At 68.3% G+C, this 26425-nt stretch carries 26 protein-coding genes; 21 read left to right on the top strand and 5 right to left on the bottom strand.

Annotated features, from left to right (window positions below):
- The first annotated feature begins 16 nt into the window (after window positions 1–16).
- The 5 genes from NNI01S_RS12760 to NNI01S_RS12780 all read left to right on the top strand — a co-directional run bounded on the left by NNI01S_RS12760 (window position 17) and on the right by NNI01S_RS12780 (window position 4878).
- Complete coding sequence (locus NNI01S_RS12760) at window positions 17–985, top strand: helix-turn-helix domain-containing protein (protein ID WP_063020281.1); 969 nt, start codon at window positions 17–19, stop codon at window positions 983–985.
- 158 nt (window positions 986–1143) lie between these two features.
- Complete coding sequence (locus tag NNI01S_RS12765; protein ID WP_084488757.1) at window positions 1144–1701, top strand: bifunctional adenosylcobinamide kinase/adenosylcobinamide-phosphate guanylyltransferase; 558 nt, start codon at window positions 1144–1146, stop codon at window positions 1699–1701.
- Window positions 1702–2027: 326 nt separating this feature from the next.
- Entirely contained in the window at window positions 2028–3110 is a 1083-nt protein-coding gene (gene cobT / locus NNI01S_RS12770) for a nicotinate-nucleotide--dimethylbenzimidazole phosphoribosyltransferase (protein WP_063020282.1), read from the top strand.
- A gap of 166 nt (window positions 3111–3276) precedes the next feature.
- A complete protein-coding gene (locus tag NNI01S_RS12775) occupies window positions 3277–4032 on the top strand; it encodes an adenosylcobinamide-GDP ribazoletransferase (protein ID WP_063020283.1) in 756 nt (251 codons plus the stop codon).
- Between the two features lie 132 nt (window positions 4033–4164).
- A complete protein-coding gene (locus NNI01S_RS12780) occupies window positions 4165–4878 on the top strand; it encodes an MBL fold metallo-hydrolase (RefSeq protein WP_063020284.1) in 714 nt (237 codons plus the stop codon).
- Window position 4879: 1 nt separating this feature from the next.
- On the opposite strand, the gene NNI01S_RS12785 is transcribed toward NNI01S_RS12780, so the two are convergent.
- From NNI01S_RS12785 to NNI01S_RS12795, 3 genes are all read right to left on the bottom strand, one after another.
- Entirely contained in the window at window positions 4880–5977 is a 1098-nt protein-coding gene (locus NNI01S_RS12785) for a branched-chain amino acid aminotransferase (RefSeq protein WP_063020472.1), read from the bottom strand.
- A gap of 88 nt (window positions 5978–6065) precedes the next feature.
- Window positions 6066–7166: a glycine cleavage system aminomethyltransferase GcvT gene (gene gcvT / locus NNI01S_RS12790; RefSeq protein WP_063020285.1), complete on the bottom strand. Its 1101-nt coding sequence runs from the start codon at window positions 7164–7166 to the stop codon at window positions 6066–6068.
- A 49-nt stretch (window positions 7167–7215) separates the two neighbouring features.
- Window positions 7216–7821, bottom strand: a complete 606-nt coding sequence (locus tag NNI01S_RS12795) for a GNAT family N-acetyltransferase (RefSeq protein WP_063020286.1) — start codon at window positions 7819–7821, stop codon at window positions 7216–7218.
- A 109-nt stretch (window positions 7822–7930) separates the two neighbouring features.
- Between NNI01S_RS12795 and NNI01S_RS12800 the strand changes: the two genes are divergently transcribed.
- Both NNI01S_RS12800 and NNI01S_RS12805 read left to right on the top strand, forming a co-directional pair.
- Complete coding sequence (locus NNI01S_RS12800; protein ID WP_063020287.1) at window positions 7931–8734, top strand: TetR/AcrR family transcriptional regulator; 804 nt, start codon at window positions 7931–7933, stop codon at window positions 8732–8734.
- Window positions 8735–8743: 9 nt separating this feature from the next.
- The gene (locus NNI01S_RS12805) at window positions 8744–10255 is read left to right on the top strand and encodes a leucyl aminopeptidase (protein WP_063020288.1); all 1512 of its coding nucleotides are present in this window, start codon (window positions 8744–8746) and stop codon (window positions 10253–10255) included.
- 171 nt (window positions 10256–10426) lie between these two features.
- Here the strand turns inward: NNI01S_RS12805 and NNI01S_RS12810 are convergent, their stop codons facing one another.
- Window positions 10427–10789 (bottom strand): hypothetical protein, encoded by a 363-nt coding sequence (locus NNI01S_RS12810; RefSeq protein WP_063020289.1) that lies wholly within the window; start codon window positions 10787–10789, stop codon window positions 10427–10429.
- A 260-nt stretch (window positions 10790–11049) separates the two neighbouring features.
- On the opposite strand from NNI01S_RS12810, the gene sucB reads away from it, so the two are divergent.
- From sucB to NNI01S_RS12850, 8 genes are all read left to right on the top strand, one after another.
- The gene (sucB, locus tag NNI01S_RS12815; RefSeq protein ID WP_063020290.1) at window positions 11050–12825 is read left to right on the top strand and encodes a 2-oxoglutarate dehydrogenase, E2 component, dihydrolipoamide succinyltransferase; all 1776 of its coding nucleotides are present in this window, start codon (window positions 11050–11052) and stop codon (window positions 12823–12825) included.
- Window positions 12826–12844: 19 nt separating this feature from the next.
- The gene (locus tag NNI01S_RS12820; RefSeq protein WP_063020291.1) at window positions 12845–13753 is read left to right on the top strand and encodes a TIGR01777 family oxidoreductase; all 909 of its coding nucleotides are present in this window, start codon (window positions 12845–12847) and stop codon (window positions 13751–13753) included.
- Window positions 13750–14286, top strand: a complete 537-nt coding sequence (locus NNI01S_RS12825; protein WP_063020292.1) for a GNAT family N-acetyltransferase — start codon at window positions 13750–13752, stop codon at window positions 14284–14286. The genes NNI01S_RS12820 and NNI01S_RS12825 overlap by 4 nt, the downstream gene beginning before the upstream one ends.
- Before the next feature lie 639 nt (window positions 14287–14925).
- Complete coding sequence (gene lipB, locus NNI01S_RS12830; protein ID WP_063020293.1) at window positions 14926–15672, top strand: lipoyl(octanoyl) transferase LipB; 747 nt, start codon at window positions 14926–14928, stop codon at window positions 15670–15672.
- 139 nt (window positions 15673–15811) lie between these two features.
- Window positions 15812–16792 carry a lipoyl synthase gene (lipA, locus tag NNI01S_RS12835; RefSeq protein WP_063020473.1) on the top strand — a complete coding sequence of 327 codons (981 nt, stop codon included), beginning with the start codon at window positions 15812–15814 and terminating at the stop codon, window positions 16790–16792.
- 278 nt (window positions 16793–17070) lie between these two features.
- Window positions 17071–18807 carry a DUF262 domain-containing protein gene (locus tag NNI01S_RS12840; RefSeq protein WP_157114734.1) on the top strand — a complete coding sequence of 579 codons (1737 nt, stop codon included), beginning with the start codon at window positions 17071–17073 and terminating at the stop codon, window positions 18805–18807.
- Window positions 18800–20035, top strand: coding sequence for a type II toxin-antitoxin system HipA family toxin (locus tag NNI01S_RS12845; protein WP_063020295.1), 1236 nt, complete (start codon window positions 18800–18802; stop codon window positions 20033–20035). Before NNI01S_RS12840 ends, NNI01S_RS12845 begins: the two co-directional genes overlap by 8 nt.
- A 630-nt stretch (window positions 20036–20665) precedes the next feature.
- Window positions 20666–21253: a transglycosylase SLT domain-containing protein gene (locus NNI01S_RS12850; protein WP_063020296.1), complete on the top strand. Its 588-nt coding sequence runs from the start codon at window positions 20666–20668 to the stop codon at window positions 21251–21253.
- A 212-nt stretch (window positions 21254–21465) separates the two neighbouring features.
- Here NNI01S_RS12850 and NNI01S_RS12855 read toward each other — a convergent pair whose 3' ends face one another.
- On the bottom strand, window positions 21466–22689 hold the full coding sequence (locus NNI01S_RS12855; protein ID WP_063020297.1) for a helix-turn-helix domain-containing protein: 1224 nt from the start codon (window positions 22687–22689) through the stop codon (window positions 21466–21468).
- Between the two features lie 274 nt (window positions 22690–22963).
- Here NNI01S_RS12855 and NNI01S_RS35270 point away from each other — a divergent pair, with 274 nt between their 5' ends.
- The 6 genes from NNI01S_RS35270 to NNI01S_RS12880 all read left to right on the top strand — a co-directional run bounded on the left by NNI01S_RS35270 (window position 22964) and on the right by NNI01S_RS12880 (window position 26383).
- On the top strand, window positions 22964–23179 hold the full coding sequence (locus NNI01S_RS35270; RefSeq protein WP_063020298.1) for a hypothetical protein: 216 nt from the start codon (window positions 22964–22966) through the stop codon (window positions 23177–23179).
- Window positions 23176–23376 carry a hypothetical protein gene (locus NNI01S_RS35275; protein ID WP_063020299.1) on the top strand — a complete coding sequence of 67 codons (201 nt, stop codon included), beginning with the start codon at window positions 23176–23178 and terminating at the stop codon, window positions 23374–23376. Before NNI01S_RS35270 ends, NNI01S_RS35275 begins: the two co-directional genes overlap by 4 nt.
- A 116-nt stretch (window positions 23377–23492) precedes the next feature.
- Window positions 23493–24002 (top strand): hypothetical protein, encoded by a 510-nt coding sequence (locus tag NNI01S_RS35280; RefSeq protein ID WP_063020300.1) that lies wholly within the window; start codon window positions 23493–23495, stop codon window positions 24000–24002.
- A 152-nt stretch (window positions 24003–24154) separates the two neighbouring features.
- The gene (locus NNI01S_RS33430; protein ID WP_169812962.1) at window positions 24155–24697 is read left to right on the top strand and encodes a DUF3558 domain-containing protein; all 543 of its coding nucleotides are present in this window, start codon (window positions 24155–24157) and stop codon (window positions 24695–24697) included.
- A 14-nt stretch (window positions 24698–24711) separates the two neighbouring features.
- Window positions 24712–25086, top strand: a complete 375-nt coding sequence (locus NNI01S_RS12875; RefSeq protein ID WP_063020301.1) for a hypothetical protein — start codon at window positions 24712–24714, stop codon at window positions 25084–25086.
- Between the two features lie 244 nt (window positions 25087–25330).
- Window positions 25331–26383 (top strand): hypothetical protein, encoded by a 1053-nt coding sequence (locus NNI01S_RS12880; RefSeq protein ID WP_157114737.1) that lies wholly within the window; start codon window positions 25331–25333, stop codon window positions 26381–26383.
- The last annotated feature ends 42 nt before the right edge of the window (window positions 26384–26425 follow it).

The raw sequence follows: 26425 nt of genomic DNA on the forward strand, positions 1-26425 counted from the left end.
CCACTAGACTGGTGACATGCTGTCGAAGGTCGCCGTGGTGCTGTCCGAACGCATGGCCATGTTCGAATTCGGTGTCGTATGTGAGGTTTTCGGTCTCGACCGCACGGCCGACGGGCTGCCCGGCTTCGATTTCCGGGTATGCGGCGCGGAGCCGGGCGTTCCGCTGCGCTCGACCAGCCCCGGGATCACGATCACACCGGAATACGACCTCGCGGAACTCGCGTCGGCCGATCTGGTTGCCATCCCCGCCGCCGCGGCCGACCAGGGATTCGACCCGCGGGTCGTCGCGGCCGTGCGCGACGCGGCGGCCGCCGGAGCGACCGTGCTCACCGTGTGTTCCGGGGCTTTTCTGGCGGGGGCGGCCGGGCTGCTGGACGGCCGCAAATGCACCACGCACTGGCGCCATGTGGAGGCGCTCGCCGCCGCGTATCCCGCGGCCACTGTCGATCCGGACGTGCTGTTCGTCGACGAGGGCGACCTGATCACCAGCGCGGGCACCGCCGCGGGCATCGACGCCTGCCTGCACCTGGTGCGGCGTGAACTCGGCAGTGGCGTGGCCAACGCGATCGCGCGGCGCATGGTGGTCCCTCCGCAGCGCGACGGCGGGCAGCGCCAGTTCATCGAACGCCCGGTCGCCGCCTGCACCTCCGACAGCCTCATCCCCACCTTGGAGTGGATGAACGAGCACCTCGACCTGCCGCACACGGTCGAAGACCTGGCCACCCGCGCCAACATGTCCACCCGCACCTTCGCGCGCCGCTTCGCCGCCGAGACCGGAACCACCCCGGTGAAATGGCTCACCAACCAGCGCGTGCTGCTGGCCAAGCAACTGCTCGAGGAATCCGACCTCGGCCTGGAACGCATCGCCGCCCGCTGCGGTTTCGGCTCCGGCGCCCTCCTGCGCCACCACTTCCAGCGCCTGGTGGGCATCGCCCCAACCGAATATCGCCGCCGCTTCGGCCGCAGCCCGGAAGCAGCGGTCTGACCGTTCGCGAACCGCTGCATGTCACGCGCACGCACCGCCAGGGCTGCTCGGCCTGCTCGCAGCGCGTCGCCGCCACCCGGAAGCACGCCGAGGCGGGGCACGACCAGGAGCACCCCTCGGGACCGCGATAGCCGCTGTTCGGTTGGTAGCGTGCACCCGTGTCAGAAGCTCCCCTGTCCGCGGCGCCGCGGAGCACCCTCGTTCTCGGTGGCGCGCGGTCCGGGAAGTCGGCGTACGCGGAGGACATCGCGATCCGGTCGGGCGGCCCGGTGCGTTATCTCGCCACCGCGGTGCCCGACCCCGCCGACCATGATTTCGCCGAGCGGATCGCCGGGCACCGCAGTCGCCGCCCAGCGGGCTGGTCCACCGTCGAAAGCGCCGATCCGGCGGTAATCCTCACCGATCCCACGCCGACGCCCGTCTTGACGCTGATCGACGACATCGGCACCTGGTTGACCGCTCGCATCGACGCGCGCGACGCATGGGACGCCCCGCGCGGCACGGTCTCCCCCGACACCGACGCGCTGGTCGCCGCCGTCGCCGCCTACTCCGGCGATCTCGTGATCGTCAGCCCGGAGGTGGGCATGGGCGTCATCCCGGCCACGCGCTCCGGCCACCTGTTCCGCGACGAGATCGGCACCCTCAACCAGCGACTGGCCCAGGTCTGCGACGAGGCTTTCCTCGTCGTCGCCGGGCTCCCGGTCCGCCTCAAATAGTTCGCGAGCAGCGTCGTCCGCAGCGGGTACCTGTGGCCCGGCCGACCAGTCCCCTCCCGGGCCGCAGCTCGCGTCTCACGAGGACGACACCGATTACCGGCATGTGGCGCCACGACGACCGACCCGGCCCTGCTCCCCTATCGCGTGGCACGCGGCGACTTCGCCGCGGGCGGTAGGGCTTCCGTCGGCAGCCGGACGGCTCGGCGATGCCGCGGGCGCAGGCGAACCGGTGCGGTGAGATCAGGTCGCGGGCCCACGGCGGGAGGGGGCAATGGCAAGATTGGGCGGCGTAGCGGGCGGAATCGCCATGACCGAAAGGCTCGATAGTGACGCACGGATTCGGACCGGTAGCGCCTCCGGACGCACAATCTCGTGCGGCGGCCGAGCAGCGGCAAGCGCAGCTGACCAAACCCGCCGGCGCGCTGGGCCGTCTGGAGCACCTCGGCAACTGGGTGGCCGCCTGTCAGGGCACGTGCCCGCCCAAGCAGTTCGAGCGTGCGCGGGTCGTGGTGTTCGCCGGGGATCACGGCGTCGCGCGGCACGGGGTGTCGGCGTATCCGAGCGAGGTCACCGCGCAGATGGTCGCGAACTTCCTGGGTGGCGGCGCCGCGGTGAACGCCCTCGCGGCGGTGGCGGGCGCGACGGTACGGGTCGCGGACATCTCCGTCGACGCCGACACCGACCCGCAGGTGTCCAAGCACAAGGTGCGCCGCTCCAGCGGGGCAATCGACCGCGAGGACGCGCTCACCGCCGAGGAGGTCCGTGCGGCGATCGAGGCGGGCCGCGCCATCGCCGACGAGGAGATCGATGCGGGCGCCGACCTGCTGATCGCGGGCGACATGGGCATCGGCAACACGACTCCGGCCACCGTGCTCGTCGCGAGCCTCACCAATACCGAACCGGTCGCCGCTGTCGGCCGCGGCACCGGCGTCGACGACGCGGGATGGATTCGCAAAGTCGCCGCGATCCGCGACGCGATGCGCCGGGCCCGGCCGGTGGTGAAGGATCCGGTCGAACTGCTCCGGGTCGCCGGTGGCGCCGACTTCGCCGCGATGGCCGCGTTCCTCGCCCAGGCCGCCGCTCGGCGCACGCCGGTCGTGCTCGACGGCGTCGTCGTCACGGCCGCGGCGATGGTCGCCGAAGACCTCGCCGCGGGCGCGAGCGCCTGGTGGCTGGCCGGTCACCGCTCCACCGAACCGGCACACGACCTCGCGCTGCGACACCTGGGCCTCGACCCCGTGATCGACCTGACCATGCGCCTCGGCGAAGGCTCCGGAGCGTTGACCGCCCTTCCCGTCCTCCGCGCGGCGGTGGCCACGCTCGCGGAGATGTCCACCTTCGCCGAAGCGGGCGTCAGCACCGCCGACGACCCCGAACCGGCGGACCCCGCCCCGAATCTGCGCAAGTGAAGTCCTCCCAGCCCTGCGGCGCCTTCCTCCCCCTGCCCACCGGTGGGCAGCCGATCCCCGCGGCTCCAGGCTCCGCGACACACCGGCCGACCGCCGGACCGCAGCCGGTCATCGACCGGATCTCCGGCACAACGCGCGCGATACCGCCCGGCGCACGAGGTCCGGTGTGAACGGCGTTCGGCTGGCGATTTCCTGGCTGACCGTTCTGCCGGTGCGCGGCCCCGATGCCGTGAACCGCTCCGCGGCCGGACGCGCGATCCTGCTGGCGCCGCTGATCGGCGCGCTGCTCGGCGCGGGGGCCGCGGGCCTGCTCTGGGCACTGAGCCGGGCCGGGGCGAGCGCGGCGCTGGCCGGGTTGCTGGTGGTCGGCGCACTGGCATTGATCACCAGGGGTATGCACCTGGACGGTCTGGCCGACACCTTGGACGGACTCGGCAGCTACGGGCCGCCGGAGCGGGCCAGACAGATCATGAAGAGCGGCGGGGCCGGACCGTTCGGTGTCGCGGGACTCGCCTTCACCATCGGGATACAAGCGTTCTCGTTCGCGGCCCTGGCCGAGTCGGGTAGGTGGCTCGCCGTCGCTCTCGCCGTGACGACCGGCCGGATCGCGGTGATCCTCGCCTGCCGGGGGATCCCCGCCGCGCCGGACACCGGTTTCGGCATTCTGGTCGCCGACACGCAGTCCTCCTTTGCCGCGGCCGCCTGGTCGGTGCTCGCGGTCGCCCTCGCCGTATTCGCCGTCCCGGGCCGTCCGTGGCTCGGCCCCGCCGCCGTGGCGCTCGGTCTGACCGTCTCGGCGATCCTGGTCCGGCACTGCGCCCGCCGCTTCGGGGGGCTCTCCGGTGACGTCCTCGGCGCCGCGGTCGAGACCACCGTGGCGTTCACGGCGGCTGTGCTGTCCCTCGCCGTCCAGCCCGGCTGACCGTCGGCAGTCCAGGTCCGGCCCGCCGATTCGACCAGTGATCCCGGCCGGATGGAGGCGAGAGTCTGAGTCACTGGAATTTTTCCGGCCGTGACGCGCGGGTCGTCTGGGTCGGGCAATAAGGTGGGCGGTATGTCTTCTGAGCGCCTGTACTTTCGCCAGCTGTTGTCGGGACGCGACTACGCCGTGGGCGATCCGATCGCGACGCAGATGCGCAACTTCGCGTATCTGATCGGCGATCGGGAAACAGGCGAGTGCGTGGTGATCGATCCGGCTTACGCGGCGGGGGATCTGGTGGACATCGCCGAGGGTGACGGCCTGCGCCTGCGCGGCGTGCTCGCCACCCATCATCACCCCGATCACGTGGGCGGCACGATGCTCGGCTTCACCCTGCGCGGAGTCCGCGAACTGCTCGAAAAGACAAGCGTTCCAGTGCATGTCAACGCCACTGAGCTGCCCTGGGTGGCCAACGTGACCGGCATCGCGGAGAGCGAGCTGACCGGTCACGAGCACGGCGACAAGGTCACCGTCGGAGCCTTCGAGATCGAGTTACTACACACGCCCGGTCACACCCCGGGCAGCCAATGCTTTCTGTTCGACAACCGCCTGATCGCCGGCGATACGTTGTTCGTCGACGGCTGCGGCCGCACCGACTTCCCCGGCGGCGATTCGGACGAAATGTTCCGCAGCCTGCGCTACCTGGCCGGACTTCCCGGCGACCCGGTCGTGTACCCGGGCCACTGGTATTCGCAGGAACCCAACGCCGCGCTGTCCACTGTCCGGGACAAGAACTACGTCATGCGTCCGACGACGCTGGAACAGTGGCACATGCTCATGCCGGGCTGAGTCACATCGGTCGCATCCACCCGTGCTTGTCGGCGAAGGTTCCGCGCTGGATGCCGGTGAGGGTGTCGCGCAGTGCCATGGTGACCACGCCCGGCTCTCCGCCGCCGATGGTGAATTCGCCCGCCTCGGAACGGACCCAGCCGACCGGCGTGATCACCGCGGCGGTGCCGCACGCGAAAACCTCGGTGATCTCCCCGGATTCGGCGCCCTTGCGCCATTCCTCCACCGAGAGCTTGCGCTCCTCGACCGGGAAGCCGGAATCGGCGGCGAGGGTGAGCAGCGAGTCCCGGGTGATGCCCGGCAGCAACGAGCCGGACAGCTCCGGGGTGACCAGCCGCGCCTCGGAGCCGGAGCCGAAGACGAAGAACAGGTTGTTGGTGCCCATTTCCTCGACGTAGCGGCGCTCACACGCGTCCAGCCACACCACTTGGTCGCACCCCTTGGCCGACGCCTCGGCCTGCGCGAGCAACGAAGCCGCGTAGTTGCCCGCGACCTTCGCCTCGCCGGTGCCGCCGGGCGCGGCGCGCACGTATTCGGTGGACAGCCAGACCCGCACCGGCTTCACGCCCCGCGGGAAGTACGCCCCCGCCGGGGAGGCGAGCAGCAGGTACTTGTACGCCGCGGCGGGTTTCACGCCCAGCCCGGCCTCGGTGGCGAACATGAACGGCCGCAGGTACAGCGACTCCTCGCCGCCCGCGGCGGGCACCCAGTCCCGGTCGACCTCCAGCAACTGCCGCACCGACTCGATGAACAGCTCGTCCGGCAGTTCGGCCATCGCCATCCGGCGAGCCGACCGGCGGAAACGCGCGGCGTTGGCGTCGATGCGGAAGCAGGAGACGCTGCCGTCGCTCTGCCGGTAGGCCTTCAGTCCCTCGAAGATGGCCTGACCGTAGTGGAACACCATGGTCGCGGGATCCAGCGCCAGCGGCGCGTACGGCTCCACCCGCGCGTTGGTCCACGCGCCGCCGACGTAATCGATCGAGACCATGTGATCGGTGAAGTGGCGCCCGAACCCCGGCTCCGCCAGTACCTCTTGCCGCCGCTGCGCCGGAAGCGGCGCGGGATGCGGAACACGGGTGAACTGTGCGGCAGCGGTCATGGCGACGATCCTATCCGGCCCGATTCCGGCCATTTCGCCACGGTCCTCCCCGCACCGGAGCGTCCTCGGCGGCTCGTGGGCGCGTCCGTCACTTGGTGTTGGTCCGGACGAACGGCGGGCGGACGGTTTCGCAACGCAGACGGCGGCCGCGCACATCCACCTCGACCTCGACCCCGGGTTCGATGCCGGCCGCGGTGTCGAGCAAGGCCAGCGCGATGCCGAGTTTGAGCGTGGGCGAGAAGGTGCCGGACGTGGTTTCGCCGACCGGCTCGCCCTCGCGCAGCACGGTCTGCCCCTGCCGGAGCACACCGCGGTCGAGCGCCTTGAGCCCCAGCAGGATTCGGCGCGGGCCCTCCGACTTCTCCTGCTCCAGAGCGGCCTTGCCCCAGAACTCCGGCTTCTGCCAGCCGACCGCCCAGCCGCAGCGCGCCTGCACCGGAGAGATGGCGGGCGAGAGTTCGTGCCCGTGCAGCGGATAACCCATCTCGGTACGCAGGGTGTCGCGGGCGCCCAGCCCGGCCACTTGGCCCTCGGCGGCGCGCACCTGCTCGACCAAGGCTCGGAACAGCGGTTCGGCGTCGGCCCAGCGCGGCAGCAGCTCGTAGCCGTGCTCGCCGGTGTAGCCGGTGCGGCAGACCCGGACGGGGCGGCCGTCCCAGTCGGCGTCGGCATAGGCCATGTATTCGAGGTCGACGGGCAGGCCGAGCGCGCCGAGCACCTCGCCGGAGCGCGGGCCTTGCACCGCGAACACGGCGTAGTCGCGGTGCTCATCGGTCACCGTGACGCCGTCCGGCGCGGCCTTGCGCAGCTCGGCGACGACCGCCGCGGTGTTGGCGGCGTTCGGCACCAGAAAGATCTCGTCGTCGCCGACGTAATAGGCGATCAGGTCGTCGATCACGCCGCCCTCCGAGGTGCAGCACAGGGTGTACTGCGCCTTGCCCGGAAGGATGCGGCCCAGATCGTTGGTGAGCGCCGAGTTGACGAACTCCGCGGCCCCGCGGCCGCGCACTGTCGCTTTGCCCAGATGACTGACGTCGAACAGCCCGACCGTCGTGCGGACGGCTTGGTGCTCGGTCACCGTGCCCGCGTAGGACACCGGCATCTCCCAACCGCCGAACGGCGCGAACGTGGCGCCCAGCTCGACGTGCACGGCGTGGATCGGTCCCTGCAGGAGGCTCGTCTCGGTCACCAGCCGAGCTTATCCGGGACCGCGGCGGCGCGAGCCCGCCCCAGGCACGCTACGGCCGGAACCACATCGGGATCAGTGTCGGGCCGTGCTCCGGCAGCGTATGGGTCGTTCCGGTCGGGGCGAAGCCGCAGCGGCTGTAGAGCCGAGCGGATCGTTCGGTGCTGGCTTCGAGGAAAGCCGGAACGTCCGCTTCGGACGCCGCTTTCAAGCGGTCGGCGAGGACCACCGCACCGGCCCCCTTGCCGCGATGCTCCGGCACCGTGACGATCACTTGCAGGTACCGGTGCGGGAACTCGCGGGGGTGTGCACGGGCGAGCAGGTCGGTGAGGACCGCCAGCCGCTGCGCCACGCGCAGCTCGGGAGCCTGCTCGAGCATGGTCCGCGCCTCGGCGGCTTCGCCGGCGAATCGCTCGACCGAGGTGACGTGCTGCCAGATCGACATCGACCAGATCTCCTCGCCCGGACCCGCGACCCAGATCTCGTCGTCGCGCAACGCCCGATCGACCAGCCCGGGCACGAACGCGGTTCGGAAACCCGGGTCGGCCTGCCCTTCGAGCACCCACTCCGTCACCACCTCATCCGCGCTGGCGATCCCGAACGCGTCGATCAGCGCGTCACGGTCGTGCGGACCGGCCTGTCGAGCAGTGATCTCCATCCGCGGCACCTTTCGCTGTGAACACCGTATCGGTGCACGAATCTAGGCAGGTCAGAGCCGTCTGGCTACTATTTCGTCACACCTGTTCGTGTGTCGAAAAGGAACACCGATGACGTGCGCGGTCTGCCGCAACGCACTCGCCCAGCCCGCCAAGGGCCGACGGCGCAAGTACTGCTCGCGCTCCTGTCAGGCGCGCGCCTACCGCGCCCGCCGCGCGGCGATCCCGGTGCGCCGCGCAGCCCGCCCGACGCGGCTCACCGCGGTCGGCATCGCCAGGGCGGCGGTGGAGCTGGCCGACCGCGACGGGATCGACGGCCTCACCATGCGCCGCCTGGCCAGCGCCCTCGGCGTCGCGACGGCCACCCTCTACCGCCATTTCCCCGACCGGGAAACGCTGCTGGCGAGCATGGCGGAGCTGGTGCTCGACGAGATCCCGCCGCCCGAGGCCGGATGCACCGGCTGGCGTCCTCGGTTGCGGCACGAGGCGCACGAGGAGTGGCGTCTCTATCGCAGGCATCCGTGGATGCTGCCGCTGCTGGCGCGCACCCGCCCGCCGGTGGGCCCGGCGCTGCTGGACGTCCTGGAACGGAACTTCGCCGCCCTCGACCGCCCCGGGCTGACCCCGCGCACGAGCTTCGCGATCTACCTAGCGCTCTCGGGCCTGGTGCAGGGGCTTGCGCTGCTGTGGAGTTCCGAGCGCGCCGACCGCTTCGGCGATCCGCGCGACGCCGCCGCGGCGACCGCGCCGCGCCCCGACCTCGCCGGACTGCTGGACCCCGCGATCCGCCCCGTCCTGCACCGCGTCCTCGCCGCCACCCAGTCCTTCGAGATGGACTTCGACGACCTGCTGCACAGCGCGGTGGAACTGCTGCTCGACGGCGTCGCGGTGCGCTATCCGGAACGCACCGAATAGCCTGTGCCAATGACCGCTGTTGCAGATCGCTCGCTCGGACCGGAACTGGCACGCACCGAGACCATCGGCGCGGACACCGATGTGCTCGTCATCGGATTGACCTCCTCGGAGGACGGTCCCGCCATCGTGCCCGAGGACCTGTTCGGCGACGTGCTCACCGCCGACGTGCGCGCGGAACTGCTCGATCAGCTGGGCGCGGTGGGGGCGAAGGGCAAGGCCGAGGAGCTGACCCGGATCCCGGCGCCGGCCGGGCTGGACGGGGTGACCAGCGTTCTGGCCGTCGGTCTGGGCTCCGCCGACAAACTCGACGCCGAGCAGATCCGTCGCTCGGCCGGCGTGGCCGCCCGCTCGCTGTCCGGCACCGAACTGGTGGTGACCACGCTGTCCGGGCTGGACATCGGCGCCGCCGCGGAAGGCTTCTACCTGGGCGCCTATTCCTTCACGCCGTTCCGCTCGGACAAGTCCGCGCCCAAGCCGGACGAGCGGCCCGTGGCGCGGGTCGAGTTGCTCGTGCCCGAGCCGGGATACGGCGAGGAGGCCCTGTTCCGCGCGCAGCTCACCGCCGAGGCCGTCGCCACCGCACGGGATTTCGTGAACACTCCGCCCAGCCACCTGTTCCCGGCCGAGTTCGCCTCGCGCGCCCAGGAACTCGCCGAGGCCGCGGGCCTCACCGTCGAGGTGCTGGACGAGAAGGCGCTGGAAGCGGGCGGTTACGGGGGTGTGCTCGGCGTGGGCAAGGGCTCCTCGCGCCCGCCGCGCCTGATCCGGATCACCTACGCGGGCGGTCCGAAGAAGGTGGCGCTGGTCGGCAAGGGCATCACCTTCGACACCGGCGGCATCTCCATCAAGCCCGCGCAGAACATGGAGAACATGACCTCCGACATGGCGGGCGCCGCCGCCGTGATCGCCACGACGCTGCTGGCCGCGCGCCTGAGCCTGCCGATCACCGTCACCGCCACGGTGCCGATGGCGGAGAACATGCCCTCGGCCACCGCGCAGCGCCCCGGTGACGTGCTCACCCAGTACGGCGGCATCACCGTCGAGGTGCTCAACACCGACGCCGAGGGCCGGTTGATCCTGGCCGACGCGATCGTGCGCGCGAGCGAGGACGATCCGGAGTACCTGATCGACGTGGCGACGCTGACCGGAGCGCAGATGGTCGCGCTCGGCACCCGCACGCCCGGCGTGATGGGCACCGACGAGTTCCGCGACCGGGTGGCCCGCATCTCCCGTGAGGTCGGGGAGAACGGCTGGGCGATGCCGCTTCCCGCCGAATTGCGCGGCGACCTGAACTCCAAGATCGCCGACCTGGCCAATGTCGCGCCGCACCGCTGGGGCGGCATGCTCTCGGCCGGACTGTTCCTCAAGGAGTTCGTGCCGGACACCGTGCAGTGGGCGCACCTCGACGTGGCCGGTCCCGCCTACAACACCGGCGGTCCGTTCGGCTACATCGGCAAGGGCGGCACCGGCGTCCCGGTCCGCACGCTGATCGCGGTCCTGCAGGACATCGCCGCGGAGTGAGTGGGACGCGCGTCGTCCGGGCGTTCCCGGACGACGCGCGTCGTCCGGGCGGGCCGAATCGGCCCACCGGAATTCCGACGGGTTCCGCCTCGCGGCCCACGACTCGAGCAGACGCTTCGCACGTCGTCGCGGAGCCACCCGAGAATCGGACGGAACGGACAATCCGACGGCTCAGAGGTCGTACAGATCCCGCTCCAGCTCGCGCTGCCGCTGCACCCTTCTGCGGGCGTCGTAGTCGCGCATCCGCTGCGGATAACCGGTCTTGTGCACGTCGTAGACGGGGATGTGCAAATCCTTGGCAAGCCGTCGCGCACCGCGCTCGCCGACGACCCGCCGCGTCCATTCACCATCTGCGGCAACAAGCACGACTGTGACATCGGTCACCGTGGTCTTGGGTTCGATGTAGCCCTCGACGCCGACATGCGTACGCACCCAGTCGGCCAAGTAGCGAGCGTCCTGCCCGGACACCGAACCCCCACGTAGAGCGCCCCCGCCCCGGGCGGCGCCGCTACGGAAACGATCCAGCAAACCCACCGACGCGCACCTCCTTTCCTGCACCGGAGAATGTTCACCGCCGGTCTTCCCATACTGCCAGCTCCGTGCAGTTGGCCGCCCTGTGCTACGTAGCTTGCGCGCGAGTGCAAGGATGGACCGCGGTACAAGAACCACACGGATCTCCGGTGCCACGCACAATGATCGGTGGCTTCCGGACTCCCGTCGCGACCCGCGGCGGGCGTCCGCAGCGAGATCAACTGTTGTAGAACCCCGTCGAGCAGTCAGAGGAGTCAACGGACATGGCCTTCTCCGTCCAGATGCCCGCTCTTGGTGAGAGCGTCACCGAGGGAACGGTGACCAGGTGGCTGAAGCAGGAAGGAGACACGGTCGAGGTCGACGAGCCGCTGCTCGAAGTCTCCACCGACAAGGTCGACACCGAAATCCCGTCCCCCGCGGCGGGTGTGCTGTCGAAGATCGTCGCGAACGAGGACGACGTGGTCGAGGTCGGCGGCGAGCTCGGCGTGATCAGCGATGCCGGTGAGGCGTCGTCGTCCGCTCCCGCGCCCGCTCCGGAAGCCGCGGCGCCCGCGCAGGAGACGCCGGTCCCCTCCGAAGAGGCGCCCGCGGCCGAACCTCAGGCCGCTCCCGCCGAGGAGTCCGCGCCCGCCGCGCAGACCGCGCCCGCGTCCTCCGGCGACGGCACTCCCGTGAAGATGCCGGAGCTCGGCGAGTCGGTCACCGAGGGCACCGTCACCCGCTGGCTGAAGGCGGTCGGCGACGAGGTCGCCGTCGACGAGCCGCTGCTGGAAGTCTCCACCGACAAGGTCGACACCGAGATCCCCTCGCCCGTCGCGGGCACCCTGCTGGAGATCACCGCCCAGGAGGACGACGTCGTCGCGGTCGGTGGACAGCTCGGCGTCATCGGCAGTGGTTCCCCCGCGGCCGCCGCCCCGGCTCCCGCGCCCGCCCCGGCTCCCGAACCCGCGCCCGCTCCGAAGCCCGAACCGGCTCCCAAGCCCGAACCGGCTCCGGCCGCCGCCGCGCCTGCTCCGGCCCCTGCTCCGGCTCCGGCTCCGGCTCCGGCTCCCAAGCCCGCCCCCGCGCCCGCCGCCGCGGCGGCCGCCGAATCCTCCAACGGCGCAACCCCCTACGTCACTCCGCTGGTGCGCAAGCTGGCCGAGGAGAACAACGTCGACCTCGCCACGATCACCGGTTCCGGTGTCGGAGGCCGCATTCGCAAGCAGGACGTGCTCGCCGCCGCGGAGGCCAAGAAGGCTCCCGCCCCGGCCGCGGCCGCACCCGCGGCGAAGGCGCCCGCCGCTCCCGCGGTGGCGAGCCCGGAGCTGGCCCACCTGCGCGGCACCGTGCAGAAGGCCAACCGCATTCGCCAGATCACCGCGACCAAGACCCGCGAGTCGCTGCAGACCACCGCGCAGCTGACCCAGGTGCACGAGGCCGATGTCACCAAGATCGCGGCGCTGCGCAAGCAGACCAAGGCGGCGTTCAAGGAGCGCGAGGGCGTCAACCTGACGTTCCTGCCCTTCTTCGCCAAGGCCGTCGTCGAGGCGCTCGGCGTGCACCCGAACGTCAACGCCAGCTACGACGAGTCGACCAAGGAGATCACCTACCACGCCTCGGTGCACCTCGGCATCGCCGTCGACACCGAGCAGGGCCTGCTGTCCCCGGTGATCCACAACGCCAGCGACCTGTCGCTGGCCGGTCTGGCCCGCGCCATCGCCGACATCGCCAACCGCGCCCGCACCGGCGGGCTGAAGCCCGACGAGCTGGCCGGCGGCACCTTCACCATCACCAACATCGGCAGCCAGGGCGCCCTGTTCGACACCCCGATCCTGGTTCCGCCGCAGGCGGCCATGCTCGGCACGGGCGCGATCGTCAAGCGCCCGGTCGTGGTGACCGACGAGACCGGCAACGAGTCCATCGGCGTCCGCTCGATGTGCTACCTGCCGCTCACCTACGACCACCGCCTGATCGACGGCGCCGACGCCGGGCGCTTCCTGACCACGATCCGTCACCGGCTCGAGGAAGCGGCGTTCGAGGCCGATCTCGGCCTGTGAGGAAGGTCCCGCGGCGCGTATGAAGGTGGTGATCGCCGGCTCGTCCGGGTTGATCGGGACGGCGCTCGTCGCGGCTCTGCGCCGCGACGGGCACGAGGTCGCCCGGCTGGTGCGCAGGAAAGCGGCGGGCCCGGACGAATTCGCGTGGAACCCGGCCCGCGCCCACTTGGACGAGCGGGCGCTTCGCGGGGCCGACGCCGTGGTCAACCTGTGCGGTGCGGGCGTCGGGCGGCGACGCTGGACCGGCAGCTTCAAACAGGAGTTGCGCGACAGCCGGATCACCCCGACCGACGTGCTGGCCGGTGCGGTGGCCGCCGCGGGCGTGCCCGTACTGCTCAATGCCAGCGGCGTGCACTACTACGGCGGCGAGACCGGCGATCGGGTGGTGGACGAGACCTCCCCCGCCGGTTCGGGATTCCTGGCCACGCTGTGCCGGGACTGGGAGAAGGCGGCCGAGCCCGCCGCCGCGGCCGGTGTGCGCACGGTGCTGCTGCGCAGCGCCGTGGTGCTGTCGCGGACCGGGGGCCTGCTCGGCATGCTGCACCCGCTGTACGCGCTCGGCCTGGGCGGACGGCTGGGCAACGGCCGCCAGTACACGCCGTGGATCTCCATGGACGACGAGATCGGCGCGATCGTCTTCGCGCTCACCCACGACACGGTGTCCGGCCCGATCAACGTGGTCGGTCCCGCACCGGTCACCAACGCCGAGTTCAGCCGCGCGCTCGGCCGGGCGCTGCGCCGCCCCACTCCGCTGGTGGTCCCGGCGTTCGCGCTGCACGCGCTGGTCGGCGAGATGGCGCAGGAGGCGATTCTGCGCGGGCCCAGGGCCATTCCCACCGCCCTCGAGGAAGCGGGCTACCAGTTCCACCATCCCACCATCGGCGCCGCGCTGGCGGCCGCGGTGGGACGACCCGGAGACCCTCGATGACCGATCGACTCGACACCAGGCCCGCCACCGTCATCCGCGACGCGACCACCGATGACCTTCCGGCGATCCTGGAGATCCACAACGCGAATATCGCCGCGTCCACCGCGATCTGGGACACCGAGCGGGTCGGCCTGGAGGAGCGCCTCGGCTGGTTCCAGGCCCGCACCGGCGCGGGGCTGCCGGTGCTGGTCGCCGAGATCGACGGAGCCTTGGCGGGTTACGCGAGCTATGGGCCTTGGCGCACCAAATCCGGCTACCGCTACACGGTCGAGAACTCCGTGTACGTCGACGACCGCTTCCAGCGTCGCGGCATCGCCACCGCCCTGCTCACCGAGCTGATCGACCGAGCGCGCCGGACCGGCGCCGTGCACGCCATGATCGCCGCCATCGAGTCCGGCAACAGCGGTTCGATCCTGCTGCACGAACGCTTCGGCTTCCGCACCGTCGGCGTCCTTCCCGAGGTCGGTTACAAATTCGGCCGCTGGATGGACTTGACGCTCATGCAACTGACCTTGCCGGTCGACGTCGACTGACCCACCTCCAGTCGCCCCGACGGTTCCTCTCCGGGACGCGTGGACGGTGGGAAATGCGCGCGATCGGTGCGACAGGAGCGGAGACACACACGGAGATCCGGCACTGCGTCAGCCACGCGTCCGACCGCCCGACTCCATGAAACCGATCTCTCGCTGGTCCGTTGTCACCGCAAAGCCGCACGCGACCCCGTGTCTGCGCGCGGTCCGGGAAACGGCTGCTCGACTCTTCGATCGAGACGGGGTTATCGGAGGACGATGTGTGTTTCAGCACGTGACGCCAGACGGTTCCGGAAGACAGCGGCCGAGACAGGCTCGAAGCCTCGGGAATCGGTCGAACCGGCCGCCGTCGCCTGCGGTTCCCACCGCTGATGCTGGTAATTCCGGTCGGAGCGGCACTGGCGACAGCGGGCGTGCTGCCGCGATCAGGCAATCGACACCGTTGATGCCCCGCACTCTTCGCGCCGGAACCCGCGCAAGTCCTGGGGCAAGCCCGTCCGACACAGTGGCCCGGACGCGGGGCCGTGGCGGCTCCCAGCCGCGCAACCTTCCAGCTCTCCCCCTGGCTATCCGCTCCGGCTGTGGGCGTTCGCACATCGATGCGCTGGAACCACCTGACCCCCTGGGCGTACCGTCATCGCTGTGAACGACACGCGCACCACCCGGTCCGCCCGATTCGATACGACCCCGATCGTGGTCGAGGATCTCGGACTCATCGACTACCACGCCGCTTGGGAGCTGCAGCGCAGCATCGCCGAGCAGCGCGCCGAGGGCGACGGATCCGATCATCTGCTGCTGCTCGAGCACCCCTCGGTGTACACCGCGGGCCGCCGCACCGAGGCCGACGACCTGCCCATCGACGGCAGCCCGGTGGTGCAGGTGGATCGCGGCGGCAAGATCACCTGGCATGGCCCCGGCCAACTGGTCGGCTACCCCATCGTGCGGCTCGCCGAGCCGGTCGACGTCGTCCAGTACGTGCGCCGCCTCGAGGAGGCGTTGATCACCGTCTGCACCGGCCTCGGCCTGGTCTGCGGTCGCGTCGAGGGTCGCTCGGGCGTCTGGCTGCCCGCCACCGAGTTGTACGCCGATCGCAAGATCGCCGCGATCGGCGTGCGCGTGCAGCGCGGCGTAGCCCTGCACGGCGTCTCGTTCAACTGCAACGCCGCCATGGACGGGTTCCAGGCCATCGTCCCGTGTGGCATCCGCGACGCGGGCGTCACCACGCTGACCCGCGAACTCGGCCGCGAAGTGACCGTCGCCGAGATGAAACCGCTGGTGGCCGACGCCATTGTCCGCGCGCTCGACGGCGATCTGCCGGTCACCGAGCACGACATCCCCCGTGTCACCCTTGGCGACACCACCCCGCAGCGCCCGAGCGCGACGGCGTAAGGTCGATCAAGTGACCTCAGTCGACACCCCGACACCACACAACGCGTCCGCGGCGGAACCTGCTGCGGCACTTCCGGGGCCCGCCGCGGCTACGCAGGCTTCCGGGCCTGACGCTCGCGCCGCGAACGGCCGCAAGCTCCTGCGCATCGAAGCTCGCAACGCGGAAACCCCCATCGAGCGCAAACCCAAGTGGATCCGCACCCGCGCCACCATGGGTCCCGAGTACTCCGAGCTCAAAGGCTTGGTGAAGCGCGAGGGTCTGCACACCGTCTGCGAGGAAGCGGGGTGCCCCAACATCTTCGAGTGCTGGGAAGACCGCGAGGCCACCTTCCTGATCGGCGGCGAACAGTGCACCCGCCGCTGCGACTTCTGCCAGATCGACACCGGCAAGCCCGCCGCACTCGACCGGGACGAGCCCCGCCGCGTCGCCGAGAGCGTCCAGGCCATGGGCCTGCGCTACTCCACCATCACCGGCGTCGCCCGCGACGACCTGGAGGACGGCGGCGCCTGGCTCTACGCCGAAACGGTCCGCGCCATCAAGCGTTTGAACCCGCACACGGGCGTGGAACTGCTCATCCCCGACTTCAACGCGCACCCCGAGCAGCTCGCCGAGGTCTTCTCCGCCCGCCCGGAAGTGCTGGCGCACAACCTCGAAACGGTCCCCCGCATCTTCAAGCGCATCCGCCCGGCTTTCCGCTACGAGCGCTCGCTCGCGGTCCTGACCGCCGCTCGCCGAGCCGGTCTGGTCACCAAGTCGAACCTCATCCTCGGCATGGGCGAAACGCCCGAGGAAGTCACCCAGGCCATGCGCGACCTGCACGAGGCAGGCTGCGACATCCTCACCATCACCCAGTACCTGCGCCCCTCCCCGCGCCACCACCCCGTCGACCGCTGGGTGAAGCCGGAGGAGTTCGTCGAGCACTCGAAGACCGCCGAGGAAATCGGCTTCGCAGGCGTCATGGCCGGTCCCCTGGTCCGCTCCTCCTACCGAGCGGGCCGGTTGTACGCCCAGGCGATGGCCCACCACGGCCGCGAGATCGCCCCGGAAATGGCGCACCTCGCCGAGGAAGGCACCGCGTCCCAGGAAGCCAGCTCGGTCTTGGCCCGTTTCGGCAGCTGACCCAGCGCGCGGCGATGATGGCGGTCGTCCGGGCCCCGCAGGAATTTGCCTTCCGGCTACAACCGACAAAGCCGCCAGACCGTTTGTTTGCGCTCGAACGAACTCTGACACGCGCGCATACTCTGGCACGCGCGAGCGACCACATGAGCCGGACGACCGTACCCGATTATTCGCCGGTCATTGTCATTGTGGCTTGATAGTTTGACACATGCCTGTCCCGGTGCCGATCGTTCTCTCACTGCACCACCGTCAGGTGCGAGTGACGCACGATCACAGGGGTGAAGGAGAAGCTGGCAATGAGCACCAGTCTGGGTACGACGCCGACCGCGCGGGTGTTCGAGGTGGAGGAGATCGTCGCGATGGTCCGCGACGGGAAGGTCAGGATACCGGAGTTCCAGCGTCCCTTCCGATGGGGAATCGAGGATGCCCGGCGCCTATTCGACAGCATCATGCGCGGCTACCCGCTGGGTAGTCTGCTTTTGTGGTCGCGTCCGGCTGAGGCGGCCCCGATCACGGTCGGCGCTCTGCGGATCGACGCACCGGCAATGGATAACGCGTTGTGGGTGGTAGACGGCCAGCAGCGAGTCGCAACGCTGGCCAACGCACTGTCTTCGGAGTCGCTACACGACGACCGATTCGCGCTCAGTTTCGATCCGGTGTCGGGCCAGATCGTTCCGACGTCTGGCGCCAAACCGCATACCATTCCACTGCCCACGCTTTTCGACCTCCAGAGTCTGATGGCATGGTTTCGCGACTCTCCCGAGGCGATGCAGTACTTCGACGTCGCGACCGCCGCGGCCAAGAAGCTTCGTCAGTTCAAGATCCCCGCTTCTGTGGTCGAAACACAAGATGAATCCGTCCTGCGCGATATCTTCGATCGGCTGAACAGTTACGGAAAGCGGCTCACGCGCGCCGAGGTATTCACCGCCCTGCATCCGACCACCGTCGACTCCGGCCGGAAGACCTCGACCGCGATCGAGGACATCATCGGGCACATCAGCACCGACCTCGGCTTCGGCACGGTCGACGGCAATACGATATTCAGCGCGATCCTCGCGCGCCGTGGTCGTGATGTCACCCGCGAAATGCGCACCGAGTTCGATGACCGACGCACCGGGGAGTTTCCTGGCGAAGATGCCGACGAGGCCTATCTTCGAACCCAAGAAGCTCTGGATCGCACCGTCGACTTCCTGCAGCGGCACGCGGACACTCCGCACTTCGCGTTCCTGCCGTATCGGCATCTTCTCGTGGTATTGACCAGGGTCTTCGGCCACCACCCGGAGTTGGACGGTAGGCAGACCCAGCTGTTGCGCCGCTGGTACTGGCGTGCGGCTGCCGCCGGAACCGCTCTTTTCCCTGGTGGTTCGACCGGCACCACCCGGGCACTGTGCGCGAAAGTAGAGCCGATTGACTTGGACGCAACGCTCACCGGACTTCTTGACGCGATCCCTCCCGAGCGGATCAGTTGGCCCGACGTGCACCAGTTCCGTACGAATCATGCCAGCGGCAAGATCATCGCGTGCGCGATGTGGGAGCGCCATCCACGATCATTGCGTGACGGACAACGTCTCGACCGTAACGATCTCGTCGAGGCGCTCGGCGAAGCACAGACACCACGGCCCGCCCTGACCGCGGTCGTCTCGCGGCGAGTCGCCGCAGCACTCAAAAAGGACTCAGCAGCGCGCTGGGTGCTGGTGCCTGGGCTGGAAGCGGCACCGTCGGAGGTTCCGGAGATCCTCGCAGCGCGCCCGATCGATGTAAGTGAGGCAGATTGGGCGCTCACTCTGAAGTCACATTCCATTGCTCCCGACGTTGCCTCGCTGCTGAAAGATGGCCAGGCACGCGAATTCGTCCGGCGGCGGGAGGAAAGCCTTGCAATCGTCGTAAGAGACTTCCTGACACAGCGCATGGAGATCGGATTCGAGGACACCCCTCCACTCGACCATCTTGTGCTCGACGACCTCGAACTAGAGGATTCGATGCTCGATGACTCGGAGTGGGAACTCGATGAATGAGACATCGCGGCACGCAGTCTGGCTGCACGACCAGCGGATCGGCTGGTTGTATTGCCACGATAACTACACCTGGTTCGAATTCACCGACGAGTACCTCGCCGATGCCGAACGTCCGGTTCTCGGACTTCGGTTCGAGGAACGTCCGCGTGCCCGATTCGCTGCGAATCTACGATTACCGCAATGGTTTTCAAATCTTCTGCCGGAGGGGGTGATGCGTGAGTGGATCGCCGCGGAGCGCGACGTTGCGCCGGAGCGCGAGATGGAACTCTTGGCTCGAGTCGGCCATGATCTCCCCGGGGCAGTTCGCGTGCTGCCGGCTGAATTTCACACGGTGCCCGATGTCGCGGCCGTGCTGGAAACTGCCGCCGTATCTCCGGATCCATTGGTGCGCGAACATCAGCCGTGGAAGTTCTCGCTGGCCGGCGTCGGCCTCAAGTTCTCGATGTTGCGCGATGGTAAGCGCTTCACCTGCACAGCCACTGGAGAGGGGGGCGACTGGATCCTCAAGCTGCCCGACACCAGATTCTCCGATGTGCCGCGGAACGAGTACGCGATGATGCGGTTCGCGGACGCCATCGGAATAGATGTCCCGAAGGTCGCTTTGGTACACCGCGACGAAATCGATGGCGTTCCCGCGGGCGTGTGGCCGAGTGGCGAGGAGTACGCGTACGCGGTCGAACGGTTCGATCGCGATACCAACCGGCGGCTTGTCCATATCGAGGATTTCGCCCAGGTTCGCGCAGTATATCCCGTCAACAAATACGAAGGGAACTTTGAAACCGTCGCCTCACTGGCGTATCGAGGCCGCGATACGGCGGCCCTCCATGAGTTCGTGCGAAGACTTGTATTTTTCGTACTGATCGGCAATGGCGATGCACACTTGAAGAACTGGTCACTGATCTACCGCGACAAGCGAGTACCTACTCTGTCCCCGGCCTACGACATCATGTCGACCGAGGCGTACGGCGTCGGTGACGGTCCCGAGGATCTCGGACTCAAATTCGCCGGTAACAAACGCTTCGATTCGGTGCGCGTCTATCACTTCGATCGCCTCGCTCGGAAGCTGCGCTGTCCAGAGAACCTTTCGGCGACCGCCATGGAGACCATCGACCGTGTACGTGACCACTGGCCGAGCGTCGCCGCTGAACTAGAAGAGGTTGCACCGGTTCGTGATTGCGTTGAAGCCTCTATAGCTGGACGAACGATCTCATTGACTCGTAGTCGCTGACTTCTGCAAGTACACCGGGTCATCCGCCGCCGACCATGCGCCCGGTCCCCCTCGCCGAAAGCACCCGTCCCAGCTGATTCCACGACTGCCGTCGACCTACCGAACACGCTGTTTCGACACCCAGCCCGGCCTCGGGTATCGGCGACGTCCCATTACGGTCGACGTCCCGCGTGTCGGCGAGCCAGTGACCGGATCGAGACAACCAAATCTCGTTGCTGCGAATCAGCCGTTTGTGGCCCAAATCACGTTTGCGAACGTAATGCCTGGTCAGAGCGGCGCATATACGGCCGCATGCAGCGCTCCAAGATCGGCAATTCTCGCCATTAATTCACCGTTTGCCAAATGTTAACCCGTCGTGATCAAGCTGAGATCAGGTCCGAAAGAGACCCGAGAAACCAGCTCCACAGCTCCTACGGCTTGTTTCTCTCCGGGTACGGCAGCGGCACCGAAGGGCACCGCCCCGACTTGTGCAGCGCGTCGCGCCGCCAGGGATTCGACCCCTGGCTTTCACAACGAAATCCGAAAACCGCACACGAGCCGTTATGGCGAACACCCCTACCTGGTGCCCGCCGTGGATCCCGCGCCGGTTTTCCGGCCGGATCGCCGCACGAACAAGGAACTGATTTCTCGATGTCTGACGCACGCCTTTCTTTTCTCCGCCGCCCGTCCCTTCGTAAGGGCGCTGCCCTCGCCGCCACCGTCGGCGTGATCGCCGTCGGCTTCTCCGCCGGGGTGGCGGTGGCCGACGACAGCGCTCCGGCTCCCGTGACGCCGGTCGCCGCGCCGTTCGATCTCCCGGCCCTGCCGGGATTGCCCGCACTACCGGAGCTGCCCGCGGTGCCGGGGCTGCCCGCGCCTGCGCCGGAGGGCTTCCTGCCCGCGCCGCCCCCGGTCTACGAGAACAACCTCGACGGCTGGATTCGCCAGTCCCTCGATGTCATGCGCCTGCACGGCATTCCGGGAAGCTACGAGGGCATCCACCGCAACATCATGCGCGAATCCGGTGGCAATCCCAAGGCCATCAACCTGTCGGACTCCAACGCCGCCAAGGGAACGCCCTCCAAGGGCCTGCTCCAGGTGATCGACCCGACCTTCAACGCCTACCACGTCGACGGTACCGCCTTCGACATCTGGGACCCGGTCGCCAACATCACCGCCGCCTGCAACTACGCGGCCCATCGGTACGGCTCGATGGACAACGTCAACGGGGCCTACTGAGCCCTCGAGTCCGAGCAAGCGCCTCCTCGTCTGCACGACGCGGAGGCGCTGCCGTTTTCCGGGGCGACTCCAGATCATTCCGATCGGCCACTGCCCCCACTCGGTGGCGAGGCCCGGCGCGGCTCGCCAAGACCATTCGAGCGAAGTGGAATGCGGCGAGTCTCGTTCGCGATACGCCCGAGCCGTCGATGCTGACGAAGGGATACGAGATTTCAGACCTGCGCCGCGCGCCGGGCCAAGAACTCTCGAACCTCGGGAACCCTCGCGTGACTGCGAACCGTATTCGCTATGGCATCGATGCGCTGGTGCAGGCGGGTGGACGCGAGACCGGCGATTGTCTCGTAGTTGTCGGCAAGCAGTGCGCATGACCGTGCGGCGTCACCGGACGTAGCGAAATTCTCCGCGAGATGGACCTGCCAGGCGGCGCGCTCCCTGGGCCATGCCGCCGAACTCTCGATCGCGGCTTGGAGGTTAGAGGTCGCCTGAGAGTGCTCGCCGAGTCGCATCTGCGCCCAGCCGATGCCACCCACGAATTCTGCTTCCGGCAGATAGACCCAGTCAGGGTCGTGTCCGCGAGTCGACTCATACGCACGGTGCGCCCGGCTGATCGCCGCCGTCATCGCCGACTTGTCCCCGCGAACCCCATGCGCTTCGGCTTCCCTGATCGCCAACAGCGCACGCAGCCTCGGACCACCGTCGCGGAGCGACGCCCGCGCCCCAGCTTGTGCGTATTGCACGGCCAGAGGGTTGCCTCTCGCGTCATCTCCTGGACGACTCGCCATGAGAAAGCTGGCATTCCCCAGCGCATGCGCCGCAGCGATCCCGTCACCGGCCGCATTGGCGGCGTTCGCCGCGTCCGCGTAGTACCGCCGCGCATCGTCCGGACGTCCGGCGTCGTAGTGCACCCACCCGGCGGCGGTCATCATCTCGGCGGCGGCGCTGGTGAGCGCACGCCCGACCTCCTCGGTGTAACTGCCGTGGTCGAGAAGCTGCTCGACATAGCGGACTTGATTGGCCGCCACCCGGCACAATCGGTCGCCGCCCACCACCAGATCGAGTTCGTGGATCTGGTTCACGCTGTCGATGATGGCTTCCACGTCGCTCGCGCCGACTTTCCCGGCGGACGCGGACGCGGCGTTCGCGGGGGTGGAGATCGACATCATGGCAGCCCCCGCGCTTACCGATGCCCCTGCTCTGAAGAAGTTGCGACGGTCCACATCTGCCTCCCGGTCCGACTCCACTACCAGTATGGCAAGCGGAACGCCCAGTGCACGGGCTACGAGCCGCAAGACCCGAACGTCGTGCGAGGCCGGGCCGCCACGCTCCAGCCCGGAGACGGCGGGCTGTGAGAAGTTGATGAGCGCGCCCAGTTCCGTCTGCGTCATGCCGACGGATTTCCTGATGCGCCGGATCACTTCGCCCGTGGTCATGTACATGGCCCAGCGTCCCCCGATCGTCGTTCCAATTTCCCCACAGCTTTTACCCCGAAAGCGATTGCCCCGGCAGGATATACGGCTCCTCGCATAACCGGAACGAAAACCGTGATCCGTGCTCCCACCTCGGTGTTCGCGCGACCTACGTTCGGTCGCGGTGCCCGGTGCCGGGCCGACGCCGCACCCCTGCGGCGCACCGGCCCGCCAGAGTGGCGGACTGGTGGCGAGAGCCCCCGGTACCGGGCGCCGGCCGATCCACGAAACAGAGGAGTTATTCGTGTCCACGCATTCGCTCGCCATGTACCAATTCATCGCCCTGTGTGACGCGACCGCCCACCGAGCACCGAGGCGGCCCTTCAGCATCCGCCAGGCCCATGACGTGATGCAGATCCATGTGGCCTGCCGCGCGAAACACTGCGCGCGCAAGGCGGCAGCACGCCAGGTGCTGGTCGACAGCGGACGGATGGTGCCGGACCCGAGCAGGCCGCAGTGAACGCGTCTGCACCGGACCGGCGCCGCCACATCCAGATCGAAACCGGCCCGCTGCGCCTGGACTACCAGGCGAGCGCCGAGCAGGCCGAAAGCGTCGCACACGCGCTGGCGCAACGGTTCCCGGAAATCAGGGTGACCGTCGACGACGACGTAGACGACGATCACCCGCACCTTCCCTGCGCGCAACTGTGGGATTGATCCTTCCGCCCGGCCACACCACCCTTCATCATCGAAACCGCAACGGAGACTGCAACGATGCGATCTGCCCGATCCGATCGAGATCCACTCCACCCCGCTTCGTGCCGACAGCGGCCATGAACACAGATCCCGCCGCAGACCCGACACTCACCCGCTGCCGGCGTTACCGGCACGTCTACGGGCTGCCGTGCTACATACATGACGAATCTCGACGAATCACCCTGCGCGCAGCGGACGTAGGCGCGGTCACCGTACCCGAACGGCTCGGCAGAATGGTCCACGCCGACCTCGCCAGGCAATACCTGCTCGGCCCCGTCATCGCCCACGGCTCCGGGCGCTGGACGATTCTCGTCCGTCCCGACGACACCCATCAGCTCGCGGGTGACACCGACATCTTCGTCGCACTGCTGCGCGCCTGCGCGACGATCGTCCCCGACGGCGGCGAGATACTGCTGCCCTCCCCCACTGACGAACGGACCGGCTACCGGTGGTGGGTCGTCGCACCCCGCGACGCGTTCCGTCCCCACATCAGCACGGTCGTGCAGTCGATCCTCGTCTGCGCGGACCGAACCCCGGACCAGCGCTATGGATTCCAGGAGCCCGACCGTCCGCGAGATCACTTGTAGGACGGTCACCGAACTGCGTTTCCCTCGTCGATCGGAGAGTGCGAGGTCCCGAGACTCCCGATCCGAACGAACCGAATCCAGTGGAACCGGACGGCCTGTGCGTGCGTCATAGACTTCAGGGACGACTTGACGGCCCGGATCGGGAGGCTTCGGTGGGACGACGGACGACAGCGACGGTTGCGGCGCTCGCTGGGGTAGTGCTGGCCGCCTCGGCGTGTGAATCGGGCACGAACGGGACTGCCACACCCAGCACGACAATCGATACGTCGGCGGCTACGGCCGCCCTGTGGGATCCGTGCACGCAGGTTTCCAACAACACATTGCGGCAGATCGGCGTCCGTCCCGATACGAAGAGGTCAGGGGTTGCGGGGGTCGAGGAGCCTGGCTGGAAGGTTTGCTCATGGAACAATGACGATTTCAACCTTGGAGTGTCCACGACGATCTATACAGTCGACGATTTCAAGGCCAAGCCTGACAACGTCAACTTCTCCAACATATCGATCGCCGGGCGCGATGGTGTCCAGCATCGCAGAGAATCCGACCGATTCAATGAGCTATGCGATCTTGTATTCCCTGCGAATATCGGATCGTTCGGAGTGACTATTTCCAATCGCGCGTCCGCAAGAAGCCCGGCAGAGCCGTGTTCGCGCGCGCGTGCTGCGGCGGAAATTCTCGTACCGACGTTTCCACGCTGAGAAGAGGGCATCAGATGGCACTGGGCGAAGACTTGTCACGATGGCAGTACCTGGTCGGCGAAGCGAAGGCAGGCCGGTTGTATCTCGATCGGTCGGTCGCACAGGCGTGCCGCGACGCGTGCAAACGCCAGATCGACCTCTACAACCAGCTTCGCGATGATCTGCAGTGGGTGAGCAAGGTGAGCGGCCTCGGCAACTTCGACTGCGCCGACGATCTAGCGAACATGCTGGGCGCCAAAGCGATCGGCGGAGATGGCGATGTGGACTCCGCACTCAGAGAGCACATCGAGGTACTCACCCTGATGCGTGATACGATCCAGATTTCCGTGGACCGCATCGGCGCACAGGACGACTCCAATGCGCAGGACACGAGCAATCTGCTGAACTGACCGGGGGATAATCATGGGCCTGCCGTTCTTGATAGCGATTGGCGCCGCATTGCTCGAACAGTCGAAATCCGGACCGCCGGACAGTGGTTCGCGCGACGAGAGCCCCGACGCGGCTATCGCACGGAACCGTATCGCCGAAATCATGCGCTCCGGCTCCGACCTGCAGACCCAGTCGCCGACAGTTCCGGAGAGCTCGTACAGGAACCCGGACGGAATCGACGATCTCTATCAACGCGTACAGGCGATGTCGATCCCCGATGTCGTCGCACTGCACCAGCGGTGGGAGTCCATCCGCAATCGGCTGGAGCAGGGGTTGCAAGGTTTCGGTCCGGAGATCGGCAAAGCCATGGAAGGCAAATGGGAGGGAGCGGCGGCGAAGGCCGCGGCGGACGGGGTCAAGGAATACGTCGACAAGTCCAGCGGACTGATCAGTTCGGTACAGATCGTCGCCGAGAAGGTGAAGATCATCCGATCGGGCATCGAGGTCACCCGGCCCGCCGTGCAGGAAGCGCCGGCTCATACGTGGACCAGCGATGTCGCGAGCTGGGTGCCGGGCCCGACCTGGAAGTTGAACCAGCATCGCGACGACACCGCGCACGATGCGTCGGTGAACGTGGTCAAGAACGTCTTCTATCCTGCCGTCCGGGAAGCCGACACCGGCGTTCCACTCGTTCCCAAGCCGTACAACCCGGTGCATGGTTCCGGCGATCAGCCATCCGCGTCGAGCACCGACTGGCAGCCGTCGTCCGGTACCGGTATCGGCGATAAAACCACCACGGTGGACCCGGCACAGCTGCCGGGTACTGAGAACACGCCGGAGAGCACCGCCCCGTCCAGCACGAATCCTCTTGCGGAGCAGGACAGCACGCCCGAACAAACCGCAACCGCGCCCGCAGGCACGAATCCGTCGACACAACCGGCGAGCACCAATCCCGGCACCGATCCATCACCGACCCGATTCGGGACACCGAGTCCCGCATCTCCTGGCACGCCCGGCCCGGGGACGTTCAACCCGAGCGTGCCCGGCCTCGGCACCCCCGCGCCGGGTCGTAGCGTCAACGGCGCCCCCGGCACTCCGGGCGGCGTTCCCGCGGCCGCATCCGCGCGTCCCGGCACCGGTCGGCCGGGAACGACTGGCACGCCGGGCATGATGGCGCCGGGCGCTCGCGGCAAGGGCGACGACGACAAGGAACACCAGACGAAGGACTACCTGGTGAACCAGCGCAATGGCGAGGAACTCACCGGTCTCGGTGCGGAGAACAGGGTCAAGTCGGTGCCACCGGTGATCGGAGAATGAGCCGGATGGGCATCGACGCCGCACCACCACGCATCAGGTGCA

This window comes from Nocardia niwae NBRC 108934 = DSM 45340 (genome assembly GCF_001613465.1).
Classification (GTDB): Bacteria; Actinomycetota; Actinomycetes; order Mycobacteriales; family Mycobacteriaceae; genus Nocardia; species Nocardia niwae.